General features: G+C 61.8%; 13 protein-coding genes. 5 read left to right on the top strand and 8 right to left on the bottom strand.

Annotated features, from left to right (window positions below; genetic code table 11):
* Nucleotides 1-2 precede the first annotated feature (2 nt).
* The 3 genes from rsxA to QAO71_RS09490 all read right to left on the bottom strand — a co-directional run bounded on the left by rsxA (nucleotide 3) and on the right by QAO71_RS09490 (nucleotide 3,106).
* Nucleotides 3-587, bottom strand: a complete 585-nt coding sequence (rsxA, locus tag QAO71_RS09500) for an electron transport complex subunit RsxA (protein WP_280164231.1) — start codon at nucleotides 585-587, stop codon at nucleotides 3-5.
* Between the two features lie 12 nt (nucleotides 588-599).
* Nucleotides 600-2,657: a methionine--tRNA ligase gene (gene metG / locus QAO71_RS09495; protein ID WP_036989533.1), complete on the bottom strand. Its 2,058-nt coding sequence runs from the start codon at nucleotides 2,655-2,657 to the stop codon at nucleotides 600-602.
* Nucleotides 2,658-2,851: 194 nt separating this feature from the next.
* On the bottom strand, nucleotides 2,852-3,106 hold the full coding sequence (locus QAO71_RS09490) for a GlsB/YeaQ/YmgE family stress response membrane protein (protein WP_036989534.1): 255 nt from the start codon (nucleotides 3,104-3,106) through the stop codon (nucleotides 2,852-2,854).
* Between the two features lie 135 nt (nucleotides 3,107-3,241).
* Here QAO71_RS09490 and QAO71_RS09485 point away from each other — a divergent pair, with 135 nt between their 5' ends.
* The 5 genes from QAO71_RS09485 (at nucleotide 3,242) to QAO71_RS09465 (ending at nucleotide 6,095) form a co-directional block, all read left to right on the top strand.
* The gene (locus tag QAO71_RS09485) at nucleotides 3,242-3,550 is read left to right on the top strand and encodes an antibiotic biosynthesis monooxygenase (protein ID WP_036989535.1); all 309 of its coding nucleotides are present in this window, start codon (nucleotides 3,242-3,244) and stop codon (nucleotides 3,548-3,550) included.
* A gap of 64 nt (nucleotides 3,551-3,614) precedes the next feature.
* Nucleotides 3,615-4,223, top strand: coding sequence for a LemA family protein (locus tag QAO71_RS09480; RefSeq protein WP_136869573.1), 609 nt, complete (start codon nucleotides 3,615-3,617; stop codon nucleotides 4,221-4,223).
* Nucleotides 4,220-4,966 carry a TPM domain-containing protein gene (locus tag QAO71_RS09475; protein WP_036989537.1) on the top strand — a complete coding sequence of 249 codons (747 nt, stop codon included), beginning with the start codon at nucleotides 4,220-4,222 and terminating at the stop codon, nucleotides 4,964-4,966. The genes QAO71_RS09480 and QAO71_RS09475 overlap by 4 nt, the downstream gene beginning before the upstream one ends.
* Before the next feature lie 19 nt (nucleotides 4,967-4,985).
* The gene (locus QAO71_RS09470; protein ID WP_280164230.1) at nucleotides 4,986-5,603 is read left to right on the top strand and encodes a TPM domain-containing protein; all 618 of its coding nucleotides are present in this window, start codon (nucleotides 4,986-4,988) and stop codon (nucleotides 5,601-5,603) included.
* 30 nt (nucleotides 5,604-5,633) lie between these two features.
* Entirely contained in the window at nucleotides 5,634-6,095 is a 462-nt protein-coding gene (locus QAO71_RS09465; RefSeq protein WP_280164229.1) for a DUF2147 domain-containing protein, read from the top strand.
* Nucleotides 6,096-6,101: 6 nt separating this feature from the next.
* On the opposite strand, the gene QAO71_RS09460 is transcribed toward QAO71_RS09465, so the two are convergent.
* The 5 genes from QAO71_RS09460 to QAO71_RS09440 form a co-directional block, all read right to left on the bottom strand.
* Nucleotides 6,102-7,253: an NnrS family protein gene (locus tag QAO71_RS09460; protein ID WP_136869571.1), complete on the bottom strand. Its 1,152-nt coding sequence runs from the start codon at nucleotides 7,251-7,253 to the stop codon at nucleotides 6,102-6,104.
* Between the two features lie 654 nt (nucleotides 7,254-7,907).
* Nucleotides 7,908-8,447, bottom strand: coding sequence for an anti-virulence regulator CigR family protein (locus QAO71_RS09455; RefSeq protein ID WP_136869570.1), 540 nt, complete (start codon nucleotides 8,445-8,447; stop codon nucleotides 7,908-7,910).
* A 433-nt stretch (nucleotides 8,448-8,880) separates the two neighbouring features.
* Complete coding sequence (locus QAO71_RS09450; RefSeq protein WP_136869569.1) at nucleotides 8,881-9,900, bottom strand: CNNM domain-containing protein; 1,020 nt, start codon at nucleotides 9,898-9,900, stop codon at nucleotides 8,881-8,883.
* On the bottom strand, nucleotides 9,897-11,270 hold the full coding sequence (locus QAO71_RS09445) for a hemolysin family protein (RefSeq protein WP_136869568.1): 1,374 nt from the start codon (nucleotides 11,268-11,270) through the stop codon (nucleotides 9,897-9,899). The genes QAO71_RS09450 and QAO71_RS09445 overlap by 4 nt, the downstream gene beginning before the upstream one ends.
* Nucleotides 11,271-11,414: 144 nt before the next feature.
* Nucleotides 11,415-11,675, bottom strand: coding sequence for a YebG family protein (locus QAO71_RS09440; protein WP_136869567.1), 261 nt, complete (start codon nucleotides 11,673-11,675; stop codon nucleotides 11,415-11,417).
* Between the last annotated feature and the right edge of the window lie 60 nt (nucleotides 11,676-11,735).

Genomic DNA, 11,735 nt, shown 5'->3' with positions numbered 1-11,735 from the left:
GCTCAGATCCTGATCAGCCCGGTGAAGCCCATGAAGGCCAGGGACATGAGTCCAGCAGTGATCATGCCGATGGCCGCGCCACGGAAGGGGGCGGGTACATCAGCAATGGCCAAGCGCTCGCGCAACCCGGCGAACAGGATCAGTACCATGGAAAAGCCCATCGCCGCACCCAGGCCGTAGGTCGCGGCCTTGAGGAAGGTCTGCTCGGCCCGGTTGGTGTTCAGCAGCGCCACGCCGAGCACGGCGCAGTTGGTAGTGATCAACGGCAGGAAGATGCCCAGTACGCGGTACAGCAGCGGGCTGGTCTTGTGCACCACCATCTCGGTGAACTGCACGACCACGGCGATCACCAGGATGAAGGAAATGGTGCGCAGGAATTCCAGCTCGAAGGGCAGCAGGATGTACTGGTAGGTCAGGTAACTGAGAATGGAGGCCAGGGTCAGCACGAAGGTGGTGGCCATGGACATGCCGATGGCCGTCTCCAGCTTGCCGGAAACACCCATGAACGGACACAGCCCGAGAAACTGCACCAGCACGAAGTTGTTCACCAGGATGGTGCTGAGCAGGATCAGGATGAATTCAGTCATGGGTGGTCTCGTTTACCGCACCCGCTGCCCCGGTTTGGCTCCTTCGTCCGGGCTCAGCAGATAGATTTCTTCCCCGCCAGGACCGGCTGCCAGCACCATGCCCTCGGAGACGCCGAACTTCATCTTGCGCGCCGCCAGGTTGGCCACGTACAGCGTCAGTCGGCCTTCGAGCTTGCTCGGGTCAGGATAGGCGCTCTTGATGCCGGAGAACACGTTGCGGGTAGCATCGCCGATGTTCAGCGTCAGGCGCAGCAGTTTGTCCGCGCCTTCGACGAACTCGGCCTTCTCGATCAGCGCTACACGCAGATCGACCGCAGCGAAGGTGTTGAAGTCGATCTCGTCAGCCAGCGGGTCTTTTTCCAGCTCGCCATTACCCGTTGGCGCCGCGCCGGTATCGGTGGCGGCTGCGGCCAGGTCTTCCTTGGAGGATTCGACCATGGCCTCGATCTTGGCCGGCTCGATGCGGGTCAGCAGGGGCTTGAAGGCGTTGAGCTGATGGTCGGCCAGCATGCTGCCCAGGTCGTCCCAGCACAGCGGCTCGACATTGAGGAAGGCTTCGGCGTCGGCCGCCAGGGTTGGCAGTACCGGCTTGAGCAGGATGATCAGCTGGCGGAACAGGTTGATGCCCAGCGAGCAGATCGCCTGCACTTCGTCCTGTTTGCCTTCCTGCTTGTTCAGCGCCCAGGGGGCCTTGTCGGCGATCCAGGCGTTGGCCTTGTCGGCCAGAGCCATGATTTCGCGCATGGCGCGGGAGAAGTCGCGTTTCTCGTAGGCTTCGGCAATGGACGGGGTGGCGCTGATGAAGGCGTCGGTCAGTTCCGGCGCCGGGTTGGCCGCGACCATCACGCCGGCATTGCCCTTGTGGATAAAGCCCGCGCAGCGGCTGGCGATGTTGACCACCTTGCCGACCAGGTCGGAATTGACCTTCTGCACGAAGTCTTCCAGGTTCAGGTCAAGGTCCTCGACGCCACGGCCGAGCTTGGCGGCGTAGTAGTAACGCAGGTATTCCGGCGACAGATGATCCAGGTAGGTGCGCGCCTTGATGAAGGTGCCGCGGGACTTGGACATCTTCTGGCCGTTCACGGTGAGATAGCCGTGTACGTTCACCGCCGTCGGCTTGCGGAAGCCGGCGCCTTCGAGCATGGCGGGCCAGAACAGGGTGTGGAAATTGATGATGTCCTTGCCGATGAAGTGGTACAGCTCGGCGGTGGAATCCTTGCTCCAGAAGGTGTCGAAATCCAGCTCCGGACGACGGGCGCAGAGGTTCTTGAAGCTGGCCATGTAGCCGACCGGGGCGTCCAGCCAGACATAGAAATACTTGCCCGGCTCGCCGGGGATTTCGAAGCCGAAGTAGGGCGCGTCACGGCTGATGTCCCATTCCTGCAGACCGGATTCCAGCCATTCGTTGATCTTGTTGGCCACGGCGTCCTGCAGCGTGCCGCTGCGGGTCCATTCCTTGAGCATGTCCTGGAAATCAGGCAGGGCGAAGAAGAAGTGCTTGGAGTCCTTCAGAATCGGCGTGGCGCCTGAGATAGCCGAGCGCGGGTCCTTCAGCTCGGTGGGCTCATAGGTGGCGCCGCACTTTTCGCAGTTATCACCGTACTGATCCTCGGCCGCGCACTTGGGACAGGTACCCTTGATGAAACGATCGGCCAGGAACATGCCCTTTTCCGGATCGAAATACTGGGTGACCGAACGGGTGTTGATGTGGCCGGCGGCATTGAGCCGGTTGTAGATCAGCTCGGACAGTTCGCGGTTTTCTTCCGAGTGAGTCGAGTAATAATTGTCGAAATCCACCAGGAAGTCGGCGAAGTCGGCGGTGTGTTCCGCCTTGACGTTGTCGATCAGTTGCTCGGGAGTGATGCCTTCCTTTTCGGCCCGCAACATGATCGCCGAGCCATGGGCATCATCAGCGCAGACGTACACACACTGGTTGCCACGCAGCTTCTGGAAGCGTACCCAGATGTCGGTCTGAATATATTCAAGCATATGCCCCAGATGGATCGAACCGTTGGCATAGGGCAGGGCGCTGGTAACGAGGATCTGGCGGGGAGTGGCATTGCTGGACATGGGACTCGGCTTCTGTTGGGTAAACGGGTCAAAGCCGACAATTGTACCTGTTTGGCGGGGGCAGGTCATCAGATGGGGATGGGTTGGGTTGTCGCGGGTCCGCAGGCGTAGCAGCCGTTTGCGGACCAGGGCGCTACACCTCAAAAGGCGAGCGCGGGCTGGGTGTTAAGCCCGAGCCCGCGCGCGAGTTGGGATCAGGTTCGTTTGAAAATGCCCAGCGCCCTGAGGATGAAGATGAGCAGTACTGCACCGGCGATGGCGATGATAAGCCGGATGATCAAACCGCCTTCGGCAAAGCCCAGCATGCCGGCGATCCAGAAGCCGAGCCAGGAACCGACGATACCTACCAGCACGTTGGCAATGATGCCCATCTGGGCGTTGGTTTTCATGATGATGCTGGCCAACCAGCCAACGATACCGCCAATGATCAGGGATACGATCCAGCCCATTGTCAATCTCCTTCCTCTGAAAGTTGAGTACGCTCAGTAAAGCAGACAAGCGGGTGGTTTGCATGTTCCAGGTAGTTTTCGACGTTCTTGGCCTAGACTGAGGAAAACATTGGCCAGACCGGAGTGCGGGGCTGCATGAAATACATTTTCGAGGTTCACATTAAAGAGGGTCACAAAGCCGAGGACTACGCCGACGCCTGGGTGCGGGCCAGTGAAATCATCCAGCAGGCGCCGGGTGCGCGCGGGACCGAGCTGCATCGCAAGATCGGCGATCCTGATACCCTGATCGCGATCGCCAGCTGGGACAGCAAGGCGCAGCGGGACGCGATGGAAGGGCGTCATAATCCTACGGTGGCGGCGATCATCAAGAGCGCCGCCCCCTTCTGCGAGATCCGCCCCATCGGCGAGTTCGAAGATCCGGAGTGGGTGGTGAAACCGGGCTGAGGCGCTGCTGAACTCCCGTATCGCCTGAATGTCACTTGTACAACGTCAATGGATGGAAAAGAACATGGTTTCTACATCATTTCGCGGTATCTGGCAGGTAGCTGTTCTGGTGCTGCTCAGCAGCCTGGTTGCCGGCTGCGGTATCAACAATATTCCCCGTTATGACGAACAGGTGAAATCCGCCTGGGCGCAGGTGGAGAACCAGTATCAGCGCCGTGCCGACCTGATCCCCAACCTGGTGGAAACGGTGAAGGGGTTTGCCCGCCAGGAACAGGAGACGTTAACCGCAGTAGTCGAGGCGCGGGCGCGCGCGACGTCGATTCAGGTGTCGGTGGATGATCTGGATGACCCGGCCAAAATGCAGGCCTTCGAACAGGCCCAGGCGCAGCTGACCGGTGCGCTGAGTCGGTTGATGGCGGTGTCCGAGCGCTATCCTGACCTCAAATCCAACCAGAACTTTCTGGCGCTGCAATCGCAACTCGAAGGAACGGAAAACCGCATTGCCGTGGCCCGCCGCGACTACATCGGCGCGGTGCAGCAATACAACACCGAGATCCGCACCTTCCCGGGCCGCATCTGGCATAGCCTGATGTACAGCGATATGCCGATCCGGGAAAACTTCGAAGCCACCACGGAGAACGCTGAGCAGGCGCCGCAGGTGCAGTTCGAATGAGGTGGTTCCGGCTGCTGGCGCTGGGGCTGCTGTGCTGGGCTGCGGGTGCATCGGCTCAGCAGGCGTCCGCGGAACTGACCCTGCCGACCTTGACTGGCCGGGTGGTCGATCAGGCGGAGCTGCTCAGCGCGCCGGTGGAAGCGCAATTGACCCAGATGCTGGCCGGCCATGAGCAGGCCACCACCGAGCAGGTTGTGGTGGTCACGGTGCCCGATCTGCAGGGGCGCAGCATTGAGGAGTTCGGTGTACAGCTGGGCCGCGAATGGGGCATAGGTCAGCAGGGCGAGGACAATGGCGCGCTGCTGATTGTTGCCCGGGATGACCGGCGCATGCGGATCGAGGTGGGCTACGGGCTGGAAGGGCGCCTGACTGACGCCCAGTCCTCGATCATCATCAACCAGATTCTGACTCCGGCGTTCCGCCGGGGTGACTTCGAAGGCGGGATCGTTGCCGGCACCGAAGCCATGATCCAGGTGCTGGGCGGCGATCCGCTGCGTTCATCGACCGGGGCGACGGGTGAGCGTCCTCCGGCGCCCCTGATCGGCGGGCTGACCTTCTTTTTCATGATTATCCTGTTTCTCATCGGCGGTGGTCGTGGCGGCCGGGGACGTTTCGGGCGTGCAGTGCTGGCCGGCGCCCTGCTCGGTGGTATGGGCCGCGGTGGCGGCATGGGCGGTGGCGGTGGCGGTTTCGGCGGCGGTGGCGGCGGCTTTGGTGGCGGCGGCGCTTCGGGTGGCTGGTGATGCAGACAAGGGACAGGCAATGACACTTTTGACGCAGGATGAACAGCAACAGGTCGCGGAAGCCATCGACCGCATCGAACAACATACCGATGCCGAGGTGGTGACGGTGCTGGCCGCGCAAGCGGATGACTACCATTACATTCCACTGCTGTGGGCCGGGCTGGCGGCGTTATTGCTGCCGGGCATTCTGGTGGTGCTGACCGGTTGGTTGAGCAGCGGCTGGCTGTTGCTGACGCAGTGGCTGACCTTCATCGTGCTGGCGCTGGTGTTCCGCATGCCGGGCGTGACTACCCGGTTGATCCCGCGCTCGGTGCGGCACTGGCGTGCATGTAATCTGGCCCACCGGCAGTTCATTCAGTTGGGGCTGCATCACACCAGCGATGCGACGGGCATGCTGATCTTCGTTTCCGATGCCGAGCGCTACGTGGAAATCATGGTGGACCGGGGCATTTCCCAACGGATCGATGACAGCGTCTGGGAGTCGATCATTGCCGATTTCACCGCCCATGTGCGCCAGGGCAAAACGCTGGAGGGCTTTCTGGTCTGCATCGAGGCCTGTGGTGCGGAGTTGCGCCAGGCGGTGCCGGCCACCCATGAGCGCAACGAGTTGCCCAACCGGCTGGTCATCCTGTCGTAGAATGGCCGTTCGACAGCAAAGGAACGATTCATGAAAGGTCTAATGCAGATTCTGGGCGCGTCCGTCATGGTTGCCGGAGTGCTGGGTTCAACTCAGGCGCTGGCGCAGCCAGTCGGATTATGGAATACCGAAGACAATCAGGGACAGGTGGAAGTCAGCCCCTGCGGCGACAAGCTGTGTGGCGAGCTGGTGTGGCTGGCCGAGCCGATGGACAGCAGCGGACAACCCAAGCTTGATCAGCACAACCCCGACGAGACCTTGCGTGATCGCCCGGTACAGGGCTTGCGCATTCTGTGGGACATGCAGCCGACCGGCGATGGCAAGACCTGGGACAACGGCAAGGTATACGATCCGGAAAGCGGCAAGACCTACCAGGGCAAGATCACCCTGGATGGCGCTGACGTGCTCAAGTTGCGTGGCTTTGTCGGCGCGCCTATTTTTGGCCGTACCTCTACGTGGACCCGCGCCGAAACGCCTGGCGCTGCGGAGTGACCGGGGTCAGAGGGTGCGGCCCAGGCTGAGCATCTTCCCCGTCAGGGCCAGGTACGCCAGCGCCCAGGTGGTCGCGGACAGGCTTAGCAACAGCGGCTGGGCAAAGGCCGCCGGGCCGCTGAAATAGCGCAGTACCGCGGCGATGGCGATCAACCCGGTAATGCTCCAGACCCAGCCGGTACTCGGCGGTGTTTTACTGCTGCGCTGGAAATACAGCCGCAGCATCACCCCGGTGGACAGGGTGCCCAGCCCGCCGATGGTGATCAGGTGCAATGCCGGTGCGGTGGCGTGCTGATTGATAAAGGCAACCCCGCTGGCAATACTGCCGAGCGCCAGCCAGGCGTAACCGATGCCGAAAGCCAGCAGGTCGGGCCGCTCGCCGCAGCGCCACAATTCCCAGCGCAGACAACGCACCGCCAGCACCGCGCCGGCGGCAATCAGGCAGAGGCCGGACCAGCGATAGCTGACCGCGTCGCTCAGCCAGGGCAGCAGCAGCGGCAAAATAGCCAGCCCCAACAGAATGATCAGCGTCGATTCCATATGCGGTTGCAGCCGGGCCCTGGGCTCACGTCCCTGGCGCTCCAGGGTGACGGCCGCCGCCGGAGCGATAATGCGCCCGCCCATGAACATCATCAGCAGCAATAGGCAGAGTACGCCGGTATGCAGCAGGCGCTGGGTATCCAGCGGCAGTTGGCGTGCCAGCTCGGGCCGGTAACGCCAGGCGATGAGCAGCCCCAGCCAGGCTATGGGCAGCAGGCAGATCGTCAGGATCAGCGGGCCGGTGATCTTGTTGCGCCACTTCTTCGCCGCGTTGAATCGCGGCACCACGTGCCAGGCCAGGAGCAGGGCGAAGGTCGGGGACAGTAGCAGGGCGAGCCAGCTCTCCGGCATCAGCAACCAGGCCAGGCGGGCCGCCAGCCATAGGCCGATCAGCGGGTAGAGGACTTGTCGCGGCTGGTTGCCAAGGGTGTAGCCGGCAATCAATGCCAGGGCGAAGCCAAAGATCAGCTCATGCCCATGACCGCTACCCAGCAGCCCCGGCGGCCAGCCACTGCCCGACAGCACCGCCCAGACCGACAACGGCACGACGATAGCGGCCAGGACAGCGGCCAGGGGGAAGAACAGCAGGAAGGCCGGGCGTTTGGCGGGGGCTTTCATCTTGATCCGGGAGGCGAGGGGAATGCCCTGATGTTAGAGGCAGCCCGTGTCGCATCGCAAGCCGCGTAGTTGGAGAGGTTACCTGGGATTGTCGAGCACCAGCTCGACAACTAGGTTACCTGAACCACTGCTGGTCGAGCTGGTGCTCGACCGTCCCAGGTTGGCTTGCTCGGTGCTGTTTGAATCACCGGGGCCGGATGGCACTCGGCCCTCTTTCAGCACACCTGGGATTGTCGAGCACCAGCTCGACAACTAGGTTACTTGAATCACCGCTGGTCGAGCTGGTGCTCGACCGTCCCAGGTTGGTTTGCTCGGTGCTGTCTGAATCACCGGGGCTGGATGGCACTCGGCCCTCTTTCAGCACACCTGGGATTGTCGAGCACCAGCTCGACAGCTAGGTTACCTGAACCACCGCTGGTCGAGCTGGTGCTCGACCGTCCCAGGTTGGTTTGCTCGGTACTGTCTGAATCACCGGGGCCGGATGGAACCCGACCCTCTTTCAGCACCCCTGGGATTGTCGAGCACCAGCTCGACAACTAGGTTACCTGAACCACCGCTGGTCGAGCTGGTGCTCGACCGTCCCAGGTTGGCTTGCTCTGTGCTGTCTGAATCACCGGGGCAGGATGGAACCCGGCCCTTTTCTGGGAAAGTATCTCAGTTCAGTACATTCTCCACGATGGTGTAGATCAGGCCGGTGGTGACGGCTACCAGGACCAGGTTGCTGCCGGAGCGATGCCATTCGTAGCCGGGGTAGTGGGGTAGGTGTCGTACATGCTGATGGGGCAGGCGCTGGCCCCAGCCGTGGGGGATGGGGCGGCCGGTGATCAGGCGGGCGCGGGGCGGTAGAGCCGGGCCGCGGCCGATATGATGTCGGTTCCGATGGATCTGGCGGCGCAGCTGGCTGCGGTCGGGTGCCCGATACTGGTGGCGTTGTTCGTAGATCTGCCGGTGACTGGGTGGCCGGGCGTGGTCCCGTGGCCGATAGCCGGAGCCCGGATGTTGCTGGCCGTGGCGGTTATGGTCACGGCGCAGCATCTGGTCGCGGTGATGGTCCCGCTGTTGCTGATGGTGTTTGAACGCCTTGCGGTGTTCCTGGGATTTACCGGGGGCATAAGGTCTTTCAGCGGCTTGGGCCATGGAGCCCAGCAAGGCCGCTACGGCGAACAGGCTGATAAAAAGGTGGCGTAATCTCATGGTGATACCCTCGTTCTGATAAGGCTTAGAGCAGCGCCGGCGGGTGGAATTCCTCGGTGAGCGAACTTTGTGGGAGATCCAGCTCCAGCTCCGGCTCTCGCCCAAGCAAGCTCAGCATATGGCATTGCCAGGGGCAGAAGTGGTTTGTAAAGGAGGGTTTACTTGGTTTTACGCAATGCAGTCATTGAACGCGGCGCAGATGGGTTTGGTAATCAGCACGATAGAATCGATTGATTTTGGTTATTTGTCCGAGCTGCCTAAGATAGCGCCATCCAATACAGTCTACGGAGCGTTTTACTATGGATATTCTCAAGCGAATCTTTATTCATACCCGTACCAAGCCCAAGGCGGCCTTGGTCGAAGACCATCCCAACTTCTGGATGTATCGCTGAGCAAATGCGCTTCGCCCTTGGGGGCGAGCGCATTGCGTCGCTTACTGTGCGGGGCTGGCTATCGGTAGTATCCGCGGCAGGATATCGGCGAGGGTAACGACACCGCGCATGCGTCCGTCGGTCATGATGACGGCGAGCTGCACGCTTGATTTGCGCATGCGGGCGAGGGACTCGTAGACAGGGGTTTTCGCATCGAGCACGAAGGCTTGTCGGGCAAGTTCATGCGCGGGGCGGGTATCCGGTTCGAGCAGGGTGTCACGCAGGTGGACAACCAGCGGCGCAGCGTCATCGGTGCCGAGCACGAGGATACGCAGGTGGCCCGACTGGCTGGCCGCTTCGCGAACATCGGCTACCGTTGCGCCATTGGGAACGTGCGTTGGCACCGTACCCTCTGCCAGCAGGGCCTCCACGGGCATGGCACCCAGATCGATAAGGCTCGATATCTGCTCTTGCACGTGCGGCTTGAGCGTGCCGACTTTCGCTGAATGTTCGACGAGCTGCCGGATGGTGGCAATATCCTGCCCGCCAACGGCCGCGCTCTCGACCGGTTCGACACCCGCTGCCTTCACCAGCCAGTTGGCGATCCGATTGATCCAGCGCAGTAGCGGGCGCAACGGCCAGGTATAGGCCCGCGCGATGATGCCAATCGTCAATGCAGACCTTTCGGGGTGAGCGATGGCCCAGGATTTGGGCGCCATTTCGCCAACCACCAGGTGCAGGAAGGTCACGATGAACAGGGCCAGGGCGAACGCGGCCCCGCCGGCGGCCCATTCGGGCATTCCCCAGAGGGTAAACAAGGGGCCGAGCCAGCTATCGACGGCTGGTTTGGTCACCGCACCCAAAGCGAAGGTGCAGAAGGTGATACCCAGCTGCGCTCCGGCGAGCATCAGGGTCAGGTCGTTCATGCCGCGCAGCGCGGCACGCGCTGAGGCGCTGCTGCCGGCAAGCTCTTCAAGACGATGCCGCCGAGCGCCGAGCAGGGCGAATTCGATGACGACGAAGAAGGCGCTCATGACAATGAGCGCGATGGTCACAAGGATGACGATCAGCGGATCATTCATGGGCTGTCCTCTATCGTCGTTTCAAGTAACCGCACGCGTACCTGGGTCGGGACATAGCGCTCGACCCGCAACACATCAACCACCAGCTGGCGCAGAACCGGTGCCGTGGCAATGACTTCGGAGGGATCAACGGGCAGGTCGATAGTCACGGTGGCGCCTTCCACCGGTAATGCGCCCAGCTCAGCGATGAGCAGGCCGGCTACGGTTTCAACTTCATCCCCGCGCGGCAAATCGTAACCAATGGCGCGCTCGACCTCGTCGAGGTGCACGTCGCCGTCCATTATCCAGCTGCCATCGTCATGGGACATGAGATGGTCGCCGGTCTGGTCGTCATGTTCGTCGGTGATTTCGCCGACGATTTCTTCAGCCAGATCCTCCAGGGTGAGCACGCCGGCGAAGCCACCATACTCATCGATGACACAGGCCAATTGGTTGCTGGTGCGAATCAACTGGGCAAGGGCATCGGGCAGAGGCATCAGCGTGGGCAGTACCGCAGTGGGTCGCATCACCGAGGCGACGGTCTCGTCGGGACTGCCGGTGGATAGGCGCGCCAGCACGTCGGCCAGGTGGGCTACGCCCACCGGGGTATCTTCATCGATCACCGGATAGCGGGTATGCCCGCTGGCCATGAGCTCGCGCAGTTCTTCCAGGGTGGTTTCGGGCCGCAGCCAGTCCACCTGTGAGCGGGGAATCATCGCGTGTTCAACGTCACGCTGGGGAAAGTCGAGAATGCGGTCCAGCATGAGCGACAGCTCGTGGGGCAGATCGCCGCTTTCGCGGGAGTCGGCAATGATGTGCGGCAGGTCATCGGCCGAGACGCTCACATCGAGGTCATGTACCGGTTCGATACGTAACGCCCGCAGAAACAGGTTGGCGGATTTGTCGAAGAAGCCGATGAGCCAGCCGAACACCGTGAGGTAGATCAGTGTGGAGCGCGCCAGACTGCGTGCGAGCGGATCGGCGTTGGCGATGGCGAGGTTCTTCGGAAACAGTTCGCCGAAGACCATCTGGATGATGGTCGCCAACGCCAATGCCGACACCGTCGCGACAGTAACGCCCACCTCGGTCGGAATGCCGACGCCACCGAGTAGTTGGCCGAGCGATTCTCCGACCAGTGGCTCGGCGACAAACCCGACCAGCAGGCCGGTGACGGTAATGCCAAGCTGGGCACCCGACAGCATGAAGCTGGTGCGACGGGTTACCGCCAGCGCGCGCTTCGCCGCGGCGTCGCCCTCGGCGGCACGCGCGGCGAGCCGTGTGCGGTCGACCGCCATGTAGGCGAATTCCTGCGCGACGAAATAGCCGTTCGCAGCGATGATCGCCAGGATAATCAAAGTGCCGAGGAGTAAAGCCAGAACCGGTTCGTTCACCGTGCCTCCTGCCTGTATTGGGTAGAAGGCAAGAAACGGCGTGTTACGAGGTTGTTATTCACAAAGGTTCCGAGGCGGCTATTGGTGTCGTCAAGCTATAGCAGCCCTCTTCGCACTGTCAAGACGGCCCCCCGTTTCAGCTTGTTATGCTGGCTCTTCTTCCAGCAAGGTCGCCAGCACATCGGGTGAGTTCTTGAAGGCTTTGGCAAACAGATCGCGGTGTCTGGCCATGTAGATGCCGGCTTCTTCCGCTTGCGCTTCGTTGATCGACGGTACGGCCTGGCGCAGGACGTCACTCAGCAGCTCGGCCAGTTCCAGCATTTTGTCGTGACGGTCGGCTTCGGCTTTATCCATGAACAGGCGCTCCGGGTCTCTGCTGCTTCGATAGACTACTTCAACGGCCATTTTTTACCCCTGGCTTGAATGTGATTCGTTGGGCCTGCGGCGCTGCATGCCGCGCGGCGG

Source organism: Halopseudomonas sp. SMJS2 (assembly GCF_029866945.1).
Taxonomy (GTDB): Bacteria; Pseudomonadota; Gammaproteobacteria; order Pseudomonadales; family Pseudomonadaceae; genus Halopseudomonas; species Halopseudomonas bauzanensis.
Note: the sequence above shows the minus strand (reverse complement) of the source record. Positions and strands in the feature narration are given on the sequence as shown.